Here is a 20860-nt window from a genome sequence, read left to right as displayed (position 1 = left end):
TTTTAAATAAGAAAAAAAGTGAAAGTTTCAAAATTAGCAGCGAACCTGATCGGTTCTGAAATTGTAAAAATTGGTAACGAAGTAAATGATCTAAAAGCAAAGGGAGCGGAAATTGCCAATCTTACTATTGGTGATTTGAATTCTAATATCTATCCTATTCCAGCATTGCTGAAGGAAGAGATTCAGAAAGCATATCAGAATAATCTGACGAACTATCCTCCTGCAAACGGACTTTTATCTTTAAGAAAAGAAGTTTCCAAAGACCTTAAAAAAAGATGGAATCTGGATTATTCCCCTGAAGATATTCTGATCACTGCAGGGTCAAGACCTTTGATTTATGCCGTATACAAAACCATCGTAGACGAAGGTGATAAAGTAGTATATCCTACACCATCTTGGAACAACAACCACTACGCTTACCTTACTTCAGCTAACGCTGTAGAAGTAAAAACAAAGCCTGAAACCAACTTTCTTCCAACTGCAGATGATTTAAGACCTCATTTGGATGGAGCCGTATTATTGGCGTTGTGTTCACCATTGAACCCTACAGGAACCATGTTTACAAAAGATCAGCTTTCAGAGATCTGCGAACTGGTGATTGCTGAAAATAAAAAAAGAGGAGCAGATGAAAAACCGTTATACTTAATGTATGACCAGATCTATTCTTGTCTTACTTTCAGTGCTGAGCACGTAGATCCGGTTTCTCTTTTCCCTGAAATGAAAGACTATACGATCTACATCGACGGTATTTCAAAATGCCTTGCAGCAACAGGAGTACGTGTTGGATGGGGATTCGGGCCTGCTCATATTCTTGATAAGATGAAGGCACTTCTTACACACGTTGGAGCATGGGCACCAAAACCAGAACAGGAAGCAACTGCTAAATTCTATGAAAATCCAGAGAATGTAAATACTTTCGTTGATGATTTTAAAGCTAAACTTGAAGAAAGTCTAAAAGTTCTTCACGGTGGAATTCAGGATTTAAAAGGAAAAGGACTTGCTGTAGACAGTATTGAACCAATGGGAGCTCTTTATCTTACCATTAAATTAAACTATATCGGAAAAACAAAACCAGACGGAGCTGTCATTGAAAACTCTTCAGATCTTGTATTCTATTTAATTAATGATGCAGGAGTAGCTTTAGTCCCATTCTCAGCCTTCGGAGAAGAAAAATCAGAACCTTGGTTCCGTGCTTCTGTAGGAGGATTAGCTGTAGATGAGATCAAAGTAATGCTTCCAAAACTGGAAAGTGCTTTGAACCAATTAAAGTAATTTTCAAATAAATATAAACTTCGGCTCTGTCCGGCATGACACTGTTTGATCTCGAAAAGAGTATTAGCCATGTCACGCTGAGCAGAGCCGAAGCTTTTTTTGATCAAATATTTCAATTGAAATTACGTTTATTTATAAAAAATTAAATAAATATTAAAAATTAAACTACTTCTTTGTAGTAAGCTCAACTAGGAATTATCTTTGGGGCTTTTACACACACTTAAATATAATAAAGTCGAAAATTACACGATGAAAAAACTGAGATTTCTACTCTTACCAGTTTCAATACTGGTATGCTCACAAGAGGTTGATAGTCTGAAGGTAAGTGAGTTACCAAAAGAAGTCGAGCTGCCAAAGGTACAAACCTACACCTTAAAAGATGGATCCGTCCGAACTTATCCGAAGCCTAAACTATTAGATTTTGTAACCAAACTACCCAGAAACTTTATCAACACCAATAAAGATTTTGTAGCCCAGGATCATGCTTATTATCTGGGAGGAGCGGTTGCAGCCACGTTGATTCTTTTACCAGTTGATCAGAAACTGATCGACAATTCCAGAGAGCTGGGAGAAAGATGGGGAATGGACAAAGATAATAACTACACCAAAGTTGGAGGTGTATTTAAAATCCCAAAAGACATCGGATCTGCATTGTACCTGGTAGGAAACGGTTCTACATTAGTATTGTTAGGAATTGGTTTCGGAACGTATGGTTTGATTAAAAATGATTACAGAGCACAGGCTACAGCCAGTGGCTTGATGGAAAGTTTAATTCTTTCAGGAGTTTTTACCCAGACTATTAAAAGAATTACCGGAAGAGAAAGTCCTTTTATTGCAGAAATAAATGGTAATAAAGGTGGAGCATGGAACCCTTTCCCAAGTTTCTCAGCATTTGGAAAAAATACTTCAAATTATGATGCGATGCCATCAGGACACTTAACCACCTTTATGGCAGGTATTACTGTGATTGCAGACAATTATCCCGATGCAAAATGGATTAAGCCAGTAGGATATACCCTGGCAGGAGCACTTTGTTTTCAAATGATGCAGAGTAAAGTTCATTGGGCTTCAGATTACCCTTTAGCCTTATTAATGGGATATTTCATTGGAAAAACAATCTCAAAAAGCAGATATACTTCTTCAGAAGGAACTATAGGAAAGACAAAATATAATCTCAACTTTGTAGCTTCCCGCCAATGGGAATACAATATGGTAGGAGTAAAACTCTCTTTTTAAACTGCTGAAATCTCTGTTTTGTAGAGTAAATAAGATACTTTTCACTACATTTGGTCTCAGGATAAAAGGATTATTCAGGCTTTTGTAAAGGCCGGAATGAAACCTGCTGATTTTAAAAGAATTACTTAATATCATATTGAATGAAAATAATCGCTGTCATCCCTGCCCGTTACGAAGCAAGCCGTTTTCCGGGGAAATTAATGCAGATTTTAGGAGAAAAAACCGTGATCACTACTACCTATCAGAATGTAGTGGAAACCGGACTGTTTGATGAAGTATTTGTAGCCACAGATTCTGAAATTATTCTTGATGAAATTGTAAAAAACGGAGGGAAAGCTGTTATGACAGGACAGCACGAAACCGGAAGTGACCGCATTGCTGAAGCAGTACAGAATATTGATTGTGATATCGTAATTAACGTTCAGGGAGATGAACCTTTCCTGAAACTGGAACCTTTACGCCAGCTGATTGAAGTTTTTAAACATGATGATCAACAGGAAATATCTTTAGCTTCTTTAAAGATACAGCTGCATGAAAAAGAAGAAATTGAAAATCCGAATAACGTAAAAGTCATTACTGATAATAATGGTTTTGCCTTGTATTTCAGCCGTTCTGTAATTCCTTTTCACAGAGAAGTTTCCTATGATGTAAGTTATTTTAAACATATTGGAGTATATGCCTTCAGAAAAGAAGCCTTACTGCAGTTTTCAAAACTGGCGATGAAACCTTTGGAAATATCCGAAAAAATTGAATGCATCCGTTATCTTGAATATGGGATGAAAATCAAAATGATAGAAACTAATTTTGTAGGGGTAGGTATTGATACACCGGAAGATCTGGAAAAAGCACGAAAGTTAATTTAAAATTGTAGAAAGAAGTAGAGTAAATTTGCCAATCAGCATTTTTGCTTTCTTTGTGTTTTTGCAACTTTACATAAATCCCCCTATATTTGAATTTATAAATAAAATTAATGAAGAAGTTACTATTCGTATTTGGACTGATATTTTCGCATGTGATATTCGGACAGACCGCAAAGGAAATTATTGACAAAAACATAGAATTATCCGGAGGGTTAACCAATTGGAAATTGCTGAACTCGGTATTGCTTCAGGGAAAAGTAGTATTGGGAATCAAAGATGAATATCCGATCAGAATTTTTCAGCAACGTCCGAATCTTACTAAAACATTGATTACAACTGGAGGAAAAGAAACAGCTATTGAAGGTTTTGATGGTTCCAAAGGCTACGCAATGAACTACGCCGCCAACAAGCTTCAGGAATATCCTGAATATGTGCCGGAAAATTTTGATAATGACTTCATTGATTGGGAAAATAAAGGTTTTGATGCCAAATACCTTGGAAAAGAAAAAATAGGAGAGATCTACTGTCATAAAGTGGAACTTACTAAGAACGTTAATAAGAATATGTATTATTTTGATACAAAAACTTATATGTTGATAAAAGAAGTGAAAAAAGATGAAACGCTTGTCTATTCTGATTTTAGAAAAGTAGGAAACCTTACCATGCCTTTCAGAATAGAATCTTCCAGTACAAAAAAAGACGGAGATTATGTGATGTTATTAAACAAAATAGATATCAATAAAGTATTTCCGGCTAATATTTTCAAGTTTTAATTCAATTGCAGTTCGCTGTATAAAACGAAAAAAATGAAAAAATTTTTTTTAATGCTGCTTTCCTTCGTTGCATTCCTGCAAAGCTGCTTCAATCAAAAAAGTGAAATTTCAAAAGCTAAAACCAACGAACTTATGGGAAAAACAATATATGACTTTAAAGTAGAAGGTCTTGACGGAAAAGAAATCAATTTTGCAGATTTTAAAGGAAAGAAAATCCTGATCGTCAATACCGCCTCAGAATGCGGATTTACTCCTCAGTATGCAGACCTTGAGAATGTATATCAGCAATATAAAGATAAATTGGTCGTAATAGGTTTCCCTGCCAATAATTTCGGAGGACAGGAACCCGGAACCAATACTGAAATTGGAGCTTTCTGTCAGAAAAATTACGGTGTAACATTTCCGATGGCTGCTAAAGTTTCTGTAAAAGGTGATGATACAGCACCTATCTTTAAATATTTAACAGAGCAGGAACTGAACGGAGTAAAGAATACAAGCATTCTTTGGAACTTCACAAAATTCCTTGTAGACGAAAACGGAAAACTGATTGACTCTTTTGTAAGTACTACAAATCCTAACGGAGAGGCGATTACAAAGTATCTGAAATAACGATAAAAAATATATTTTTAATAGTGGGTGTTTACATCCACTTTTTTTATTTTTAACCCTAATAAATACTTCCTATGAAAAAAATAATTTTTACCCTTTGTGTCCTGGCTTCATTTATGTTAGGATTTGCTTTTAAGGCTGTTACGGAAAACAAGTCTGATGATATGAAAAGAGTAACCGGTATTGGCGGCATCTTTTTTAAGTGTAAAGATCCTAAAAAAATGAGAGAATGGTATGAAAGCCATCTAGGTCTCAATACTAATGAATATGGAGCTGTATTTGAGTGGTTTCAAGGCGCTGATAACTCTAAAAAAGGCTTCAGCCAGTGGAGCCCATTCAGTGAAAAAACAAAATATTTCCTGCCTTCCGAAAAAGATTTCATGATCAATTATCGTGTAGAAAACCTTGAAAAGCTGGTTGAACAGTTAAAAAAAGAAAATGTAACAGTAGTCGATAAGATCGAGACGTATGAATACGGAAAGTTTGTCCATATAATGGATATCGAAGGCAACAAAATAGAACTTTGGGAGCCAAACGATATTGAATACGAAAAATTAGGACAGAAAATGAACAGCAAAACCACAAAATAGATGATAGGTAGCAGGGATTAGGGCTTAGGTTTTAGGAAAATTACTAAGAAGGTTCTCACTTTTAACACGGACCCCCATTAACTCTCATCCCAAACCCCATATCCCGATTATTCATTACTCTTCTCTGCAAAACAAAATATATTTCCCAGCTTTATACTGGAATAACCATTGCTTTTTATTTTCGAAGAATTGATCATTGCCTTTGCCAGAATATCGGTTGGCAGAGGCTTTTGACTTTCCAGTAATCCCAATTTATTGGCAAATTTGATAATCCGGCTGCCTAAAACTTCTCCGGTTCTTTCAGAATCTTTTCTTTCAAGCATTCCAGGTTTGAAAATAGTGATCTTATTGAAATGGAGCTGCTTTACAGCGTCTTCAAGTTCTCCTTTCATTTTAGAATAGAAAATTTTAGATTGCGGATTCGCGCCATAAGCTGAAACCAGAATATAATCTTCCACATCATTTTCTTTTGCTGCTTTCGCAAATTCATATTGATAATCAAAGTCTACTTTCTTTTGGGCTTCCTTGCTTCCGGCATCCTTTAAAGTTGTTCCTAAGCATGAGAATGCAACATCTCCCTTCACCATTTCTTTCCATTCTTCAGGGTTTTCAAAATTCACAACATGAACTTTAAGCTTATCATTCTGAATATCAACAGGCTTTCTGACAAAAATATCCACTTCATCAAACTCTTTGTCATTCAATAACTGATTGACCAGATCCTTTCCTGTGGCACCTGTAGCGCCTATTACCAGAGCTTTCATAATAATTGTGATTTTGCGGGATTATTTCTTTCTTAAATTTACTAAATTTGAATCAAAGATTAAAGAATTATATCATTTAATCATTACTAATTACTGATCACTCATTATTAATAACTGCATGGATGCCAACGAGATTTTAGACTATTGTCTTGCCAAAAAAGGGGTTACGGAAAGCTTTCCGTTTGATAACGAAACACTTGTAATGAAAGTAGATACCAAAATGTTTTTACTGATGGGGCTTGAAAGGCAGCCGCTAGCAATCAATGTAAAAACAGATCCGGAGTGGAGTGCAGAGCTTCGTGAGCAATATCCTCAGATCACAGGCGCTTATCATATGAACAAGACCCATTGGAATTCTGTATTGCTGGATGGATTGAAAAGAGATTTGATCCTTAAACTTATTGATCAATCGTATGATCTGGTTTTTAAATCTCTGACAAAGAAAGCTCAAAATGAAGTAAATTCTTTATAAAAATATAAGAAAAGATTGAGGTACGAAATTTGTTATCTATTATCGGTGAAATATAGATTTAACGTTAATAAAATAAAGAACAAATGAGAAACCACCTTTTATTATTCGTCGCAGCAGGCACATTGATGCTATCAAGCTGTACCAATCCGGGAAAGAAAAATACTACTGAAAGTCCAACTCCGGAAGCCTCAACATCTGAAGCTTCTTCTGAAAATATTAAATTGGAATTTTCAGGAACAGAGAACTTTACGATTAAAAATCCAAAATTGAAAGTAAGTTTATATGGAGCAGACGAAAAACTGGCAGATGCTCCTGCTACCTTAATTACAGAAAAAGAGTATGAGCAAAAATCTGTACCATTCACCATTGATCTTCCGGTACCTAAAGATGCTGAAAGTAAGATCAATCCTAAACCTGCAGGTCCTGCAAAATATTACGTAACAATAAGCTGGGATTCTGACGGAAACGGAAAAGCAGATGAAAAAGGGGATATCTTTATTGATTATGACAAACGGTTTCCTAACGTGAAACTGAGTAATGAACCTCAGAAAATATACCTAAAAGTATTAAAATAAATAAAAGCAAAAAGGCTATTCATCACTGAATAGCCTTTTTAGCAAATAAATCTTTATATCCTAATGCTTTCTTTTCAATCAGATGCCAGGAAATATATCCCAAGAGAACTGAAATTGGTAAAGAAAGTATAAATAACATAGCGGTGTCCAACTTAAAAAAATACATCAGTGCCTGCTGTATGGGAAAAGAATAAATATAAATCCCGTAAGAAGTATCTCCAATTACTTCTCCTACTTTATTAAGATATTGAGTGGATCTTTCACCAATAAGAATAATCAGTAACGGTAGTGTAATATAGCAGGTATACTTGGAAATATTAAAATAGAGACTGATGATAAGAACTAGAAAAGAAAGTAGAATAATGATATTCTCAGTTCTTTTATTATTGATTTTCAGATAAGTTAATACCATTCCTCCAGCAAAAAAACACATCAGATTATAAAAATGATTAGTTCCCAATGCCAACCTGCGAAATAATCCATAAAGAAAATAAGGGTAGTAGATGCTTAAAACATAACTTGATATAAATAAAAGGATAACAACCGTTTTTACAAAAGCTTTTTTTCTTATAAAAAATAACATTGATGTCATAACATACATGCTGAATTCATAGCATATAGTCCATAAACTGCCATTGATACTGTGTTTATAAGGATTGCTTTCGAAAACACCATCGATCCCTTTCTGACGGAAGAATAGTGTTATATTTTGAGGAATATAGGTATATACTGATTTGTTTTGCAAATAAGGAACAGAGCCTTCATATACTGCAGGTGCCAGCAAAACAGTCAGTAAAAGAACTACTAATAACGCGGGGAAAAGTCTTAAAAGTCTTTTCCAGTAAAAATCAGTGAGACCTTTGCAGCGAAGTAAACTTTTAAAAATTAAATATCCGGAGATAATAAAAAAGCCATGCACTCCCAGATAAGAAAATTCCATCTGGCCATGGGTGAGCTCTGATAAAGGATCACCTTGAGTAGCTCCGGAAAGAGCATAGGAGTGGGTAATTATAACAAGACTTGCAAAAAAAAGTCTCAGAAAATCAAAATTGTTGATTCTTGAAATCATAATCCTGGGTATGTTTTTTATCCAGGTCCAGTTTCTCGATAAGCTTTTCTAGGCTTTCAAATTTAATTTCATCATGAAGGAAATCTCTGAACCTAACTGTTATTTTCTCATCATAAATATTGTCATCAAAATCCAGAATATAAACTTCAACAGTTAATTTTTCTCCGTTTACCGTAGGGTTGGTTCCCACACTCAGCATTCCTTTATATTGGTTACCTTTTATGAATACTTCTACAATATAAGCTCCTTTTTTGGGTAAAAGCTTAATAGATTCTGTATCAATATTGGCGGTTGGATAACCAATTGTTCTTCCGATCTTTTTACCATGAACTATTGTACCAGATACTGAGTAGGGATACCCCAGCATCTCATTAGCCTCTGTAATATTTCCGGTTAAAAGAGCATTACGAACCTTTGTTGAACTGATATTATTTTCGTGGATGTTAATAGCTTCCATTTGTTCTACTTCAAAATCAAGCTCTTTGGATAATTTCTTAAGAAGCTCGAAGTTTCCGCTTTTATTTTTTCCGAAAGAATGGTCGTATCCTATAATAAGATACTTTACATTGAGTTTATCAACTAAAATCTGACGTACAAACTCTTCTCCGGTTAAGTTTCTGAATTCTTCATCAAATTCTTTCAGGAACAGATTATCAATACCATATTTCTCCACCAGCTGTTTCTTTTCTTCCAGCGTATTCAGCAGTTTTAAATCTTCATTAGGATTAAAAACAAACCTTGGATGCGGCCAGAAAGTGAGAATAGCAGTCTCCAGATTATTCTCTGTACCTACTTTAGTCAGCTCATCAATGATACTCTTGTGCCCGAGATGTACCCCGTCAAACATACCTAAAGACAGTGCTAAAGGCTTCTGTGAGGAATAATCTGTAAAATTCTTGAAAACTTTCAAAACGGAAAAATTTGATTGCAAATATAGAAATAATGTACCAATGTATCAATATAACAATAGAGTAATACCTGTAACCTTAACATTGCTACCTTGATACATTGCTATATCGGGATATTACTAAAATAATCTATTCTCAAAAAGCATGATAAAAATCTTTTTTTTACCAATTGCGGGTTTATGAAGAATCACTATATTTGCACCAAGAAAAAATTTAGCAATGGCAAACCAAATTAAAGGTAAAATTTCTCAAATTATTGGTCCGGTAATCGACGTTGTCTTCACAGATGTGGAAGCTGTTCCAGCAATCTATGACGCGTTAGAAATTACAAAAGAAAACGGTGAAAAAGTAGTTTTAGAGGTAGAACAACATATTGGCGAAGATACAGTAAGATGTATCGCAATGGACGCTACTGACGGTCTTAAAAGAGGGCAAGACGTAATTGGATACGGAAATCCTATTATGATGCCAATCGGTGAGGCTGTAAACGGAAGACTATTCAACGTTGTTGGTGATGCTATCGACGGACTTCAAAATATTTCTAATGAGGGTGGTCTTCCAATTCACAGACCAGCTCCAAAATTTGATCAACTTTCAACTTCTGCAGAAGTTTTATTTACAGGTATTAAAGTAATCGACTTAGTTGAGCCTTACGCAAAAGGAGGTAAAATTGGTTTGTTCGGTGGTGCTGGTGTAGGTAAAACAGTATTGATCCAGGAGTTGATTAACAATATTGCAAAAGGACACGGAGGTCTTTCAGTATTTGCCGGAGTAGGTGAAAGAACGAGAGAAGGAAATGACCTTTTGAGAGAGATGTTGGAATCAGGTATTATCAAGTATGGTGATGATTTCATGCACTCTATGGAAAACGGAGGTTGGGATCTTTCTAAAGTAGACTTAGAAGCTATGAAAGAATCTAAAGCAGCATTCGTTTTCGGACAGATGAACGAGCCGCCAGGTGCAAGAGCGAGAGTAGCACTTTCTGGTCTTACATTGGCTGAGTACTATAGAGATGGTGGAGAAAGCGGACAAGGTAGAGATGTACTTTTCTTCGTAGACAACATCTTCCGTTTTACACAAGCTGGTTCTGAGGTATCTGCACTTCTTGGTCGTATGCCATCAGCGGTAGGTTACCAACCAACACTAGCTTCTGAAATGGGTGCGATGCAGGAAAGAATTACTTCAACTAAAAATGGTTCAATTACTTCAGTACAAGCGGTATACGTACCTGCGGATGACTTAACTGACCCGGCTCCTGCAACTACATTTGCTCACTTGGATGCAACTACGGTACTTGACAGAAAGATTGCTTCATTAGGTATCTATCCAGCGGTAGATCCACTTTCTTCTACTTCAAGAATCCTAAATCCTGAAATCTTAGGTCACGATCACTACAACTGTGCTCAAAGAGTAAAAGAAATTCTTCAAAGATATAAAGCTCTTCAGGATATCATCGCAATCCTTGGTATGGAAGAACTTTCTGAAGAAGATAAATCTGTTGTATACCGTGCAAGAAAAGTTCAGAGATTCTTATCTCAGCCTTTCCACGTAGCAGAGCAGTTTACAGGTATCCCAGGATCATTAGTTGATATCAAAGATACTATCAAAGGGTTCAACATGATTATGGATGGTGAATTAGATCACTTACCAGAAGCAGCTTTCAACTTGAAAGGAACTATCGAAGAAGCTATCGAAGCTGGACAAAAAATGTTAGCTGAAAACGCTTAATAATTAGACACAAGATTAAGATACCAGACATGAGACTTTAACGTTGTCTGAAATCTGAAATCTGAAATCTTCAAATCTAAATTAAAATGAATATAAAAATTTTAACACCAGAATACGTAGTTTTTGAAGGAGAAGTAGACTCAGTATTATTGCCTGGAAAAAATGGTGAATTTCACATCATGAAAAACCACGCAGGAATCGTTTCTTCTTTGATCGGAGGTGATGTAAAGCTTTTTGCTAATTCTATTGATGAAGCTTTTGCTAAAAACTTCACTAAAGAATCCGGAAAAGACTCTGTTTTTGCTTATGCTATCAAAAGCGGTGTTGTAGAATTTAATCATAATAAAGGAATTATCCTTTGTGAATAATTAAATGAAAAGCTAAATATATTTTCAAGAAAGTGTAACTTTGTGTTACACTTTTTTTATTTATGTAAAAGTCTGATTGTATGAAGAAAGGCATAATCATATTCTTTACAGTTCTGGGTGTTTTTCTCCATGCTCAGAACATCAAAACCAAGAGGGGAATTATCAATCTTGACGGTATTCCGGTAGCTAAGCTATCCAACAAATCCAGCGAGTATACGTTTATGGATCTAAAGGAGACTCCGCTCTATACGATAAAATTTATTGATAAAAGCGTTGTTGATTCCGTTCGAGACAGCTATATCAGTGTCAACAGAGTATATAACAGGGATAAGACGATTGAAATTGATTATTCATCACCTTCTGCATTCTCAGGAGAGGAAAAGTCAGCAGTTTTTACTTCGGTTAAGGATCTTAAAATTATTGATAATAAAGGGATCAATGTCAAAAATCTTGATGAACTTTTTTCAAATGTTCCAAAAAGAAAACTGGATACTAAAACTAAAGATGCCTATACCATCAGAAAGAAAATAGATAAGATGAATATTGAGGTCAATAAAGTAGGAGAAATCCTTAGTAATGGCGTTCCGGTGGGATATTTCACCAATTTACCTGTAAGTTTCGGCTCGGAAGACACCATTATGGACAAAACCTCTATAGATATTGAAATCTATGATGCAAAAAGTAAGCTTATCGGAAGATATATTACGACCACAAAGCAATTAAAAACAGCTGGAGGAAAATCTTTCACTATTTATAAAGAAATGTCTGGCAGGGCTTCCATCTTAAAATTTCCAACATATAAAGCATTGGCAGAACGTATGGCGATTATGGATCCGAATTTCATTAAAATTCAGGAAAAGGTGTCTGTAGGAACCGTATCAAAGGAAACTCCTAACTGATTTATTTATCAATAGGAATGGGTTGTAATCCTGAGTTTAGAATGAAGGGAGCCCATTTACTTATTAAAGATTAAATTTCGATTGGGTTTAGCCAAAACTTATATAATTAACCACCCCGTCAAAAATTCTCCGAATTTTCGCTACCCCTTCAGATGATGGGAATATTTTGCCGTTTTATTCTATAGTAATCTAGAAATTTGGACTTGATCCTTAGGTATAAAAATAGAAAATTTTATTCTCTTAAATCAAAATAAAAATCTGTGTAAATCCGTATAATCTGTGAGAGATTATAATTCAATCAAGTCTTATTCATCCAGAAAAATAAAAATTCACAAAAAATTCAACAATTTCAAAAATCCCTGAGAAAAAAATAGAAATTTTTATAAACTTAAGATCACCCCATTTTCCTTCAATTGCTGCATGGGTTTTGAGAACCAGAATAACTCAAAATCTTCAAAATTCTCTTCAAATTGATTCTTAAGTTGTTGAACTGTAGGTTTTTTTGAATTTTCAATTGCATTTTCTTCCAATACACTCATTAGCCACTCTGCCTTTTCTTGTTCGAGCTCTACCTTCACAATATTGGTTTTTAAGTGGAATGTAAGAAGCGTATATGTACCAGAATATTTCTTTTTATTTTTTACGCGATTCTCAGCGATTACATTTTTGGTCAAAAAAATCACTTTTGAATTTCCTTTCAGACTAAACTGTCCATCTTCCAAAAGACAGTCATGAATATAATCCGGATGGATAGTTGTTCTTGGAATTTTAAAATCAAACCATTCCTGAAGAGGAAGCTCAAAATTCACTCCATGCATATAATTGAATAAGGATTTCTTTAATCCAAAACTGAACTTGTTATGATCAATTCCGGTTTTATCTTTAAAATCAATATCATTATTGGCAAATAAGATTTCCTGCTTTACAGGTACCACTCCAAAATCTTCCGGATTGATTCCTACAGGTGAATGGGCAGTCATGGCAAACTGATGCCAGAATCCGCTTTGAAGAATTCCCATTTCAAACATCTGCCGAATCATTTCCAGAGAATCAACGGTTTCCTGAACGGTTTGGGTAGGGTAGCCATACATCAGATAAGCATGAACCATAATTCCGGCTTCGGTAAAATTTCTGGTTACATTGGCAACCTGATCTACAGAAACTCCTTTATCAATTAATTTCAACAATCGGTCACTGGCTACTTCAAGTCCTCCGGAAACAGCAACACATCCTGAAAGTTTCAGAAGGTAACATAAATCGCGGGTGAAGCTTTTTTCAAAACGAATATTGGTCCACCAGGTAACGACAAGGTTTCTTCGTAGAATTTCCAGCGCTACTTCTCTCATCAAGGCAGGTGGTGCCGCTTCATCCACAAAATGGAAACCTGTTTCACCAGTGGTGCGGATCAACTCTTCAATTCGGTCAACCAGAATTTTAGCAGAAATAGGTTCGTAGATTTTAATATAGTCTAAAGAAATATCACAGAATGTACATTTTCCCCAGTAGCATCCATGAGCCATTGTCAGTTTGTTCCATCTTCCGTCACTCCATAAACTGTGCATGGGATTGGCAATTTCAATAACAGAAATATATTGATCCAGTTTTAAATCTGTATAATCAGGAGTTCCGATTTCAGACTGCTTATAATCATGTTTTTTAGAATTGTTCTTATAAACAACTTCATTATTTTCGAGAAGGAAAGTTCTCTTGAATTCGCCTTTATCAGATGGAATTTCTAAATTCTGGTGAAGAAGTTCAAGTGGAATTTCTCCGTCATCTAATGTAATAAAATCAAAAAATTCAAATACTCTCTGATCTTTCACTTCCCTTAATTCTGTATTGGGAAAACCTCCTCCCATAGCGGTTTTAATATGAGGATAGTGCTTTTTGATCCATTGGGCACATTTGAAACCTGAATACAGATTTCCGGGAAACGGTACCGAAAAACAAACCAGTTTAGGCTGAACGGTTTCTATGTTTTCACGAAGAATTTTTAAAGTAAACTCATCAATAAAAGTGGAGTCACCAGATAGTTTCGAATACAATTCATCAAAAGAATTGGCACTTTTTCCAAGGCGTTCCGCATATCTGCTGAAACCAAAATCGGAATCGATATTTTCTACAATATAATCTGAAATATCTTCCAAATATAACGTTGCCAGATGCTTGGCTTTATCCTGAAGTCCCATATTTCCGAAAGCAAATTCCATATCATCCAGCTGATTGAAACGGGAAGCTTCGGGAAGAAAATTCATGCTACAGATCTGTCTTGCCAATGTAGGCGTTTTATCCTGTAAAAAAGTAATGACCTGATCTATGGTTTTTACATATTCTTCTCTTAAGGCATAGATTCTCTGAGAGTTTTCAGAGATGGTATGAAGATCAATTTCTTTACTGAAAACCTTTTGAATTCCGTCTTTTGAAAATAATTCCAAGATAACATCGATCCCCAAATCTACCTGATAAGCGGAAATATTTTTGGTATTTAAAAATCCTTTAATATAAGCCGTTGCAGGATAGGGAGTATTAAGCTGGGTAAAAGGCGGAGTAATAAGAAGCAGGTCTTTCAACAGAAATTTTTTGCAAAGTTATTCTAAAGTTTTTTTAGAAAAAAATTTTTTCTCCTGATTATGGACAGTCAAGAAAAGACTTTGCGTTCCGAGTTATTATAATCTCTATTACAAGTAGTCTTCTAAAATAAATTAGCAGGTTTATTAAACAAGGCATCTGGAGAATTATTGTCAATAAAATTAAGGAAAGAATCTTCGTCAAAATACCCGTCTTCATCCAGAATTTCAGCTTTCAGTAATCCGATTTCACCAGGTCTTTCGATGCTGATATTCTCAATGAACTTTCCTGTTTTCCCGATGATTTCATTATGAAAACTGATTAAATATCTGGAATATATATTTCCTTCAGCCACCGTATAATGCCCGTTTTCTGCAATAAGAGAGGTCATAATACTTCCTCCGATATACGTTTCATTATCATTACCCGAGGCTCCGAATAATGCTTTGGATGTAATATTTCCGGAACAATATAATGAACCGTTGACAATAATATTTTCAGCCTGAATATTACCTGTAACAATGAGAACAATGTAATCTTCCACAAAAAGTTTTTTTGATAATTGTAGGTCACCTTCTATAAGAACTATTTTGTACCCTTCATCTTCAATGGTCACCAATTCAAGAGAAATGTTGTTTTCATTTTCTATAAGGACAATTTCGGGAGCATTATCTTCATTATTAATATGCAGAGAAGCATCTTTGATTTTTTCTGCTGTTTCATCATCCAGCATTTCGAGAAATTCGGCAAGACTTTCTTCATCTAAATAGCTTTCGTTGAAGAAATTGTTTTCCAGCGCTTCATGAGCGATGTTATATAGATTTTCCGATTTTTCTTTAAGCTTTTTATATAATTGATCTTTGGTGAGTTTTTGCAATTCTTTCATCGGTTTCTAAAAGTATATACATTGGCCTGATAGGAGAGGAAATACCTATTAATAGACAGATGCAATATAGTCAGATAAATTTTGTTATGCCAGAAAGTAAAGGATTTATTTTGTTAAATATATTCAGACATAATATTTTTTTATCTTAATATGATATTATTTTATCAGTAAACTCACTTCTAGGAACTTCTGTGTGGTATTTTATTATTTTAGATACAAAAAGGAACAATGTGAAAATAATTTTTTGATATTGATTTTTTAGAGTCATTCATCCTTATAATGTTCAGTTTTTTTGATATATTGTAATAATGATTTACTCAAAATCTATATAACAAGTCCATTTTATTTACAATGTCAAAAGAAACCAATCCGCTTGTAGAATATTTTAAAAGCTATATCCCTCTTTCAAAGAAGGAAATTGAGGTATTGAATGAACGGTTTGTTGAACGGAGAATCAAACGAAAACAATTTATCCTGATGGAAAACGAGATCTGTCAGTATTATACGTTTGTGGTTTCCGGATGCTTAAAAATGTACAATATAGATGGTAATGGGGAAGAGCATAATCTCCAGTTTGCTGCAGAAAACGATTGGATTGTAGATATAGACAGTTTTCATAATAAAAAACCAAGTAAGCTGTATATTGCAGCTCTTGAGACTTCCACTGTACTGCAGATTGAAAAAAATGACCTTTGGTTTCTTTATACCTATTATCCCAAATTTGACAGGAACTTCAGGGTAATTATTGAACAAAAATTTATTGAGCTCCAAAATCGGGTACTTCAAAATATAAGTTCTACAGGAGAAGAAAAGTATGAGTTTTTTCTCAAACATTATCCCCAGTTGGCAAACAGACTTCCCAATACACAAATTGCTTCCTATTTGGGGATTACTCCTCAATTCTTAAGTAAAATCAGACAACGGAGAATCAAAATCTGATCATATTCATTTTCTTTATGAAACTAGTTTCATGATTCTTCTTACCAAATGTCAAGATGAGTTCTTAAACTAGTTTGCCCTTTTTTGGATGTCTTTCCTCCTAATTTTGACATAGATAAATATTAAAAATCAAAAGAAATGGAAACATTAAAAAAAGTGGCCGTTATTGGTCTAGGTAACATTGGAAAAGCAATTGCCGGTGATTTAATTAATAACAACCATAATGTGATTGTAGCATCAAGAAATATTGAAGAGTCTGCGGGCTTTGCTCAACAGTCTAATGGTTTTGCCCAAAGTATGGATATTGATCAGGCAATCAATACCTCAGATATTATTATTCCGGCAATATGGTTTGGCGCTTTTAAAGAATTTTTTAATGATCATAAAGACATTCTGAAAGGTAAAACCATAATTGATGTATCAAATCCTATTGCCCCGGATGGAAATGGAGGATTTAAAAAGATCATCGGGGAAAAAGAATCTGCCGGAGAATTGAACAGAGCAGTGCTTCCTCAGGGAGCTAAACTGGTAAAAGCATTCGGAACATTGGGCGCAGGAAGTCTTGCAGGAGCTTCCAACAGTAACCCGGAAAAAGCAGTATTGTTTTATGCTTCAGATGATACCTCAGTAGACAAAGATGTTGAAGATTTGATTAAAATTGCAGGATTTGATCCTTTAAAAGTAGGAGGGATTGACCAATCGATCCGTATCGAGGTTTTTGGGGATCTGCATGAATTTGGAGCACTGGGAAAAACGGTGAGTCTTACAGAAGCAAAAGCAAAGTTATAGAAAAACACTTATTTAAGTTATACAAAAAGCCGAACTCATAAAGAAGTCCGGCTTTTGTATTATTATCAGTTAAGCATGACCTATTTTCTTTTGATCACCAATTACATTCAACGTAACTCCAAAAAGAATTAAAGTAATCCCGATTAGCAGATTGGGAGTAAATTTTTCATGAAACATCAAGACACTGATCAGTACAGCGACCACAGGTTCCAGGGCTCCTAAAATAGCCACAGGAGTAGAACCGATATATTTAATCGCAAATACCAGACACAAGCTGGAAATAACCGTAGTAAGAAATGCAAAAATAAGGAAGTTAATGAAAATTTCTGTTGAAGGAATAACAAATGATTCATTCGCCATCAAAGCCTTGGTCATAAAGAATATTGAGGTGAAAAACATAGAATAAAACGTAAGCTTAAATCCTGAAACCTTAATATTCGATTTGTTGACAATAACCATATATAAGGCATAGAACAGTGAACTGAGCATTACAATTCCCAGTCCTGCAAAATTGATTTCCAGTCCATTTCCTTTTAAACACAGAACAATGACTCCTGCGAAAGCCAGAAGTAAAGATGCTCCTGATAATTTGGTAAGCTTCTCTTTATAAAAGAAAAGCATGATCAACGCTACAATAATTGGGTAGATAAATAAAACGGTAGAGGCAATTCCTGGGGTAAGAAAATCATAGCCTAAAAACAGAAACTCTGATGAAAGGGCATAGCAGATTCCAAGAATAGCCAGAATTAAGGCTTCTTTTTTATTGATTTTAAAACTTTCCCTCGAATACAGCAGATATCCTCCCACCATTAAAGCTGAAAAGAAAAATCTGTAAAACAGCGTAATATCCATTGAAAAGTGTGCCCGTTTCACAGGCAGAATAAAAATCGGAATCAGGCCATATGAAACAGCCGACAGAATTCCCAGTGTGTAACCTCTAAGTTTCATTTGCTTTTATAGGTATTAAACAAAAAAGCCACTGAATCAATCAGTGGCTTTTTTTATTTTTTAAGATTAAATAGGTTTAAAACTTAATCCTTGTTCCTGCAGTAATTTTTCTTCCTGCTCTTTGTAGTAGCCACCTACTAATTTATCATGAATTGCTTCAAATGCTGCCAGAGTTTCATTGATCTCTGCATCTGTATGAGAAGCAGTAGGAATCAGTCTTAAAAGAATCATTCCCTTCGGAATGACCGGATATACCACCACAGAGGTGAAAATTCCGTAATTTTCTCTTAAATCTTTCACTAATATAGTTGCTTCTACCGGAGTTCCCTGCATCATAACCGGAGTTACACAAGTGTTGGTATCTCCAATATTGAATCCTCTTTCTTTAAGTCCGCTTTGTAGTTTTTCAACATTCTCCCAAAGTTTAGCTTTGATCTCAGGTCTTGATCTCAATAGCTCTAGTCTTTTTAATCCTCCGATTACCATTGGCATCGTAAGAGATTTTGCGAAGATTTGTGATCTCAGGTTGAATTTCAGATATCTGATGATTTCTTTGTCACCCGCAAGGAATGCTCCGAAACCTGCCATAGATTTAGCAAAAGTAGAGAAGTATACATCAATCTGATCATTACAATCCTGCTCTTCACCTACACCGGCACCCGTTGTACCAAGAGTTCCGAAACCGTGAGCATCATCTACTAAAAGTCTGAATTGGTATTTTGATTTAAGATCGCAGATCTCTTTAATTTTTCCCTGCTGGCCTCTCATTCCGAAAACCCCTTCTGTAATCACAAGAATACCTCCTCCTGTTTCTTCAGCTACCTTAGTTGCTCTCTGAAGGTTTTTCTCAAGACTTGCCATATCATTGTGCTTGTAGGTAAATCTTTTACCAGAATGAAGTCTTACTCCATCCACGATGCAGGCGTGAGAATCCATATCATAAACAATCACATCATTTCTGCTTACCAAAGCATCAATGGTAGAAACCATTCCCTGGTAACCGAAATTCAATAAGTATGCTGATTCTTTTTTTACGAAGTCTGCCAATTCTCTTTCCAGCTGAAGGTGCTGATCTGTTTCTCCAGACATTGCTCTTGCCCCCATTGGATAGAACATTCCGTATTCTGCAGCCGCTTTTGCATCCGCTTCTATAACTTCAGGATGATTACACAGTCCTAAATAGTCATTGGCACTCCAGAAAATTACTTCTCTCCCCTGAAATTGCATTCTAGGGCCGATAGGTCCCTCTAATCTTGGGAAAATAAAATAGCCTTCACCATAATCTGCAAATTGTCCAAGTGGTCCTGGATTTTCTTTTATTCTTTCAAAAATATCCAACATTGTATCGTAATTTTTAAGTAAAAAAGCCTTTTTTGTCAGAACACGCAAAAGGCTTTATTTGTATCGTGATTTTATTCGTTCTTATTTGATAAACTCTGTTTTGAAAACTTCGTCATAATTGTGAACACAATTATTGACAAATCCTTGTTCAGCCATCCATTTGTCACTGTATACTTTAGTGATATATCTGGAACCATGATCAGGATATATTAAAACAATTAAGTCATTTTCTGTAAGCTCATGAGATTGAGCATACTGTATCAATCCCTGCGTTACAGCTCCGGTAGTATAACCTCCCATGATGGCTTCTTTCAAAGCAATTTCACGGGTTCTGTAGGCAGACATTTCGTCATTTACCCTTACAAATTCATCTACCTTGTCGAAAAGCAGGGCAGCAGGAATAAGGTTTTTACCCATTCCTTCAATCTGATAAGGATGTACATCTTCTTTGTGTATTTCCCCTGTCTCATGATAGCTCTTCAGGATAGAACCATCTGCGTCTACTCCGATGATTTTGATATCTGGATTTTTTTCCTTCAAAAACTTGGCAGAACCGGACAGCGTACCACCAGTTCCTGTGCAGGCAAAAAGGTGAGTGATCTTACCTTTAGTCTGCTCCCAGATCTCAGGACCTGTCGTCTGATAGTGTGCATCAATATTAAGCTCGTTAAAATATTGATTGATGTAAATAGAATTAGGAGTTTCCTGAGCGATTCTTTTAGCTACTTCATAATATGATCTGGGATCATCCGCCGGTACATTGGCTGGGCATATATACACCGTAGCACCCAATGCTTTCAGATAAGAAATTTTTTCAGGTTTTGTTTTATCACTTACTGCAAGAATACATTTATATCCCTTAATAATACATACCATCGCAATAGAAAACCCGGTATTTCCGGAGGTAGTTTCAACAACTACAGAATCTTCTTTTAAAAGGCCTCTTTTCTCTGCGTTTTCTATAATATGAAGTGCGATTCGGTCTTTGGTGGAATGTCCAGGATTATATGATTCTAACTTGGCATAAACGGTTGCTGGAATATCTTTTGTAACAGTATTTAGCTTCACCATAGGAGTATGTCCTATTAGGCCAAGAATATTATCGTAAACATTACTCATTATTTGTTATTTTCAATAAAAATCTGACTGCAAAAATACAAAAAAATAAATAATTACTAAACTTTTGTTTGATTTCTAGGGCATAGTTTTGTAAAAAGTCATTTTCGTATTTACAGTTTTAACACGTCTATAATCTCAAATACTACG

At 35.2% G+C, this 20860-nt stretch carries 21 protein-coding genes; 13 read left to right on the top strand and 8 right to left on the bottom strand.

Going from position 1 to position 20860, the window contains the following annotated elements; translation table 11 throughout:
• Positions 1-18: 18 nt before the first annotated feature.
• The 6 genes from ACM6F9_RS09570 to ACM6F9_RS09545 all read left to right on the top strand — a co-directional run bounded on the left by ACM6F9_RS09570 (position 19) and on the right by ACM6F9_RS09545 (position 5340).
• Positions 19-1272 carry a pyridoxal phosphate-dependent aminotransferase gene (locus ACM6F9_RS09570; RefSeq protein WP_414845508.1) on the top strand — a complete coding sequence of 418 codons (1254 nt, stop codon included), beginning with the start codon at positions 19-21 and terminating at the stop codon, positions 1270-1272.
• A 249-nt stretch (positions 1273-1521) separates the two neighbouring features.
• Positions 1522-2508: a phosphatase PAP2 family protein gene (locus ACM6F9_RS09565; RefSeq protein ID WP_414845507.1), complete on the top strand. Its 987-nt coding sequence runs from the start codon at positions 1522-1524 to the stop codon at positions 2506-2508.
• Positions 2509-2648: 140 nt separating this feature from the next.
• Positions 2649-3371, top strand: coding sequence for a 3-deoxy-manno-octulosonate cytidylyltransferase (gene kdsB, locus ACM6F9_RS09560; protein ID WP_114822332.1), 723 nt, complete (start codon positions 2649-2651; stop codon positions 3369-3371).
• A 107-nt stretch (positions 3372-3478) separates the two neighbouring features.
• A complete protein-coding gene (locus tag ACM6F9_RS09555; protein WP_414845506.1) occupies positions 3479-4141 on the top strand; it encodes a histidine kinase in 663 nt (220 codons plus the stop codon).
• A 33-nt stretch (positions 4142-4174) separates the two neighbouring features.
• Positions 4175-4750 carry a glutathione peroxidase gene (locus tag ACM6F9_RS09550; RefSeq protein WP_414845505.1) on the top strand — a complete coding sequence of 192 codons (576 nt, stop codon included), beginning with the start codon at positions 4175-4177 and terminating at the stop codon, positions 4748-4750.
• Between the two features lie 74 nt (positions 4751-4824).
• Complete coding sequence (locus tag ACM6F9_RS09545) at positions 4825-5340, top strand: VOC family protein (protein ID WP_414845504.1); 516 nt, start codon at positions 4825-4827, stop codon at positions 5338-5340.
• 107 nt (positions 5341-5447) lie between these two features.
• Here ACM6F9_RS09545 and ACM6F9_RS09540 read toward each other — a convergent pair whose 3' ends face one another.
• Positions 5448-6104: an NAD(P)H-binding protein gene (locus ACM6F9_RS09540; RefSeq protein WP_414845503.1), complete on the bottom strand. Its 657-nt coding sequence runs from the start codon at positions 6102-6104 to the stop codon at positions 5448-5450.
• A gap of 118 nt (positions 6105-6222) precedes the next feature.
• Here ACM6F9_RS09540 and ACM6F9_RS09535 point away from each other — a divergent pair, with 118 nt between their 5' ends.
• Together ACM6F9_RS09535 and ACM6F9_RS09530 are read left to right on the top strand one after the other, a co-directional pair.
• Positions 6223-6576: an MmcQ/YjbR family DNA-binding protein gene (locus tag ACM6F9_RS09535; protein WP_414845502.1), complete on the top strand. Its 354-nt coding sequence runs from the start codon at positions 6223-6225 to the stop codon at positions 6574-6576.
• Between the two features lie 83 nt (positions 6577-6659).
• Positions 6660-7151 carry a hypothetical protein gene (locus ACM6F9_RS09530; protein WP_414845501.1) on the top strand — a complete coding sequence of 164 codons (492 nt, stop codon included), beginning with the start codon at positions 6660-6662 and terminating at the stop codon, positions 7149-7151.
• 22 nt (positions 7152-7173) lie between these two features.
• Here the strand turns inward: ACM6F9_RS09530 and ACM6F9_RS09525 are convergent, their stop codons facing one another.
• On the bottom strand, positions 7174-8220 hold the full coding sequence (locus ACM6F9_RS09525) for an acyltransferase family protein (protein ID WP_414845500.1): 1047 nt from the start codon (positions 8218-8220) through the stop codon (positions 7174-7176).
• Positions 8195-9130, bottom strand: coding sequence for a bifunctional riboflavin kinase/FAD synthetase (locus ACM6F9_RS09520; RefSeq protein WP_414845499.1), 936 nt, complete (start codon positions 9128-9130; stop codon positions 8195-8197). Before ACM6F9_RS09520 ends, ACM6F9_RS09525 begins: the two co-directional genes overlap by 26 nt.
• A 217-nt stretch (positions 9131-9347) precedes the next feature.
• Here ACM6F9_RS09520 and atpD point away from each other — a divergent pair, with 217 nt between their 5' ends.
• The 3 genes from atpD to ACM6F9_RS09505 all read left to right on the top strand — a co-directional run bounded on the left by atpD (position 9348) and on the right by ACM6F9_RS09505 (position 12123).
• A complete protein-coding gene (gene atpD, locus ACM6F9_RS09515; protein WP_414845498.1) occupies positions 9348-10856 on the top strand; it encodes a F0F1 ATP synthase subunit beta in 1509 nt (502 codons plus the stop codon).
• 86 nt (positions 10857-10942) lie between these two features.
• Positions 10943-11224 carry a FoF1 ATP synthase subunit delta/epsilon gene (locus ACM6F9_RS09510; protein ID WP_105701454.1) on the top strand — a complete coding sequence of 94 codons (282 nt, stop codon included), beginning with the start codon at positions 10943-10945 and terminating at the stop codon, positions 11222-11224.
• A gap of 80 nt (positions 11225-11304) precedes the next feature.
• Entirely contained in the window at positions 11305-12123 is an 819-nt protein-coding gene (locus tag ACM6F9_RS09505) for a hypothetical protein (protein WP_414845497.1), read from the top strand.
• Between the two features lie 380 nt (positions 12124-12503).
• Here ACM6F9_RS09505 and ACM6F9_RS09500 read toward each other — a convergent pair whose 3' ends face one another.
• Both ACM6F9_RS09500 and ACM6F9_RS09495 read right to left on the bottom strand, forming a co-directional pair.
• Positions 12504-14693, bottom strand: a complete 2190-nt coding sequence (locus tag ACM6F9_RS09500) for a B12-binding domain-containing radical SAM protein (protein ID WP_414845496.1) — start codon at positions 14691-14693, stop codon at positions 12504-12506.
• A gap of 122 nt (positions 14694-14815) precedes the next feature.
• Positions 14816-15577 carry a hypothetical protein gene (locus ACM6F9_RS09495; protein WP_414845495.1) on the bottom strand — a complete coding sequence of 254 codons (762 nt, stop codon included), beginning with the start codon at positions 15575-15577 and terminating at the stop codon, positions 14816-14818.
• 351 nt (positions 15578-15928) lie between these two features.
• On the opposite strand from ACM6F9_RS09495, the gene ACM6F9_RS09490 reads away from it, so the two are divergent.
• Both ACM6F9_RS09490 and ACM6F9_RS09485 read left to right on the top strand, forming a co-directional pair.
• Entirely contained in the window at positions 15929-16516 is a 588-nt protein-coding gene (locus ACM6F9_RS09490) for a Crp/Fnr family transcriptional regulator (protein ID WP_414845494.1), read from the top strand.
• A 138-nt stretch (positions 16517-16654) separates the two neighbouring features.
• On the top strand, positions 16655-17305 hold the full coding sequence (locus ACM6F9_RS09485; protein WP_414845493.1) for an NADPH-dependent F420 reductase: 651 nt from the start codon (positions 16655-16657) through the stop codon (positions 17303-17305).
• Between the two features lie 69 nt (positions 17306-17374).
• Here ACM6F9_RS09485 and ACM6F9_RS09480 read toward each other — a convergent pair whose 3' ends face one another.
• From ACM6F9_RS09480 to ACM6F9_RS09470, 3 genes are all read right to left on the bottom strand, one after another.
• Positions 17375-18253, bottom strand: coding sequence for a DMT family transporter (locus tag ACM6F9_RS09480; RefSeq protein WP_414845492.1), 879 nt, complete (start codon positions 18251-18253; stop codon positions 17375-17377).
• Between the two features lie 66 nt (positions 18254-18319).
• Positions 18320-19591 (bottom strand): aminotransferase class I/II-fold pyridoxal phosphate-dependent enzyme, encoded by a 1272-nt coding sequence (locus ACM6F9_RS09475; protein WP_414845858.1) that lies wholly within the window; start codon positions 19589-19591, stop codon positions 18320-18322.
• A gap of 84 nt (positions 19592-19675) precedes the next feature.
• Positions 19676-20713 (bottom strand): PLP-dependent cysteine synthase family protein, encoded by a 1038-nt coding sequence (locus tag ACM6F9_RS09470; protein ID WP_414845491.1) that lies wholly within the window; start codon positions 20711-20713, stop codon positions 19676-19678.
• Between the last annotated feature and the right edge of the window lie 147 nt (positions 20714-20860).

The organism is Chryseobacterium sp. IT-36CA2 (assembly GCF_949767875.1).
Taxonomy (GTDB): domain Bacteria; phylum Bacteroidota; class Bacteroidia; order Flavobacteriales; family Weeksellaceae; genus Chryseobacterium.
This window is presented reverse-complemented; position numbering and strand designations above follow the sequence as displayed.

What these genes read in the sequence shown, in the direction of transcription:
- ACM6F9_RS09565 (WP_414845507.1), top strand. Translation starts at nt 1,522, where the DNA reads ATGAAAAAACTGAGATTTCTACTCTTACCAGTTTCAATACTGGTATGC.
- kdsB (WP_114822332.1), top strand. Translation starts at nt 2,649, where the DNA reads ATGAAAATAATCGCTGTCATCCCTGCCCGTTACGAAGCAAGCCGTTTT.
- ACM6F9_RS09555 (WP_414845506.1), top strand. Translation starts at nt 3,479, where the DNA reads ATGAAGAAGTTACTATTCGTATTTGGACTGATATTTTCGCATGTGATA.
- ACM6F9_RS09550 (WP_414845505.1), top strand. Translation starts at nt 4,175, where the DNA reads ATGAAAAAATTTTTTTTAATGCTGCTTTCCTTCGTTGCATTCCTGCAA.
- ACM6F9_RS09545 (WP_414845504.1), top strand. Translation starts at nt 4,825, where the DNA reads ATGAAAAAAATAATTTTTACCCTTTGTGTCCTGGCTTCATTTATGTTA.
- ACM6F9_RS09540 (WP_414845503.1), bottom strand. Translation starts at nt 6,104, where the DNA reads ATGAAAGCTCTGGTAATAGGCGCTACAGGTGCCACAGGAAAGGATCTG.
- ACM6F9_RS09535 (WP_414845502.1), top strand. Translation starts at nt 6,223, where the DNA reads ATGGATGCCAACGAGATTTTAGACTATTGTCTTGCCAAAAAAGGGGTT.
- ACM6F9_RS09530 (WP_414845501.1), top strand. Translation starts at nt 6,660, where the DNA reads ATGAGAAACCACCTTTTATTATTCGTCGCAGCAGGCACATTGATGCTA.
- ACM6F9_RS09525 (WP_414845500.1), bottom strand. Translation starts at nt 8,220, where the DNA reads ATGATTTCAAGAATCAACAATTTTGATTTTCTGAGACTTTTTTTTGCA.
- atpD (WP_414845498.1), top strand. Translation starts at nt 9,348, where the DNA reads ATGGCAAACCAAATTAAAGGTAAAATTTCTCAAATTATTGGTCCGGTA.
- ACM6F9_RS09510 (WP_105701454.1), top strand. Translation starts at nt 10,943, where the DNA reads ATGAATATAAAAATTTTAACACCAGAATACGTAGTTTTTGAAGGAGAA.
- ACM6F9_RS09505 (WP_414845497.1), top strand. Translation starts at nt 11,305, where the DNA reads ATGAAGAAAGGCATAATCATATTCTTTACAGTTCTGGGTGTTTTTCTC.
- ACM6F9_RS09495 (WP_414845495.1), bottom strand. Translation starts at nt 15,577, where the DNA reads ATGAAAGAATTGCAAAAACTCACCAAAGATCAATTATATAAAAAGCTT.
- ACM6F9_RS09490 (WP_414845494.1), top strand. Translation starts at nt 15,929, where the DNA reads ATGTCAAAAGAAACCAATCCGCTTGTAGAATATTTTAAAAGCTATATC.
- ACM6F9_RS09485 (WP_414845493.1), top strand. Translation starts at nt 16,655, where the DNA reads ATGGAAACATTAAAAAAAGTGGCCGTTATTGGTCTAGGTAACATTGGA.
- ACM6F9_RS09480 (WP_414845492.1), bottom strand. Translation starts at nt 18,253, where the DNA reads ATGAAACTTAGAGGTTACACACTGGGAATTCTGTCGGCTGTTTCATAT.
- ACM6F9_RS09470 (WP_414845491.1), bottom strand. Translation starts at nt 20,713, where the DNA reads ATGAGTAATGTTTACGATAATATTCTTGGCCTAATAGGACATACTCCT.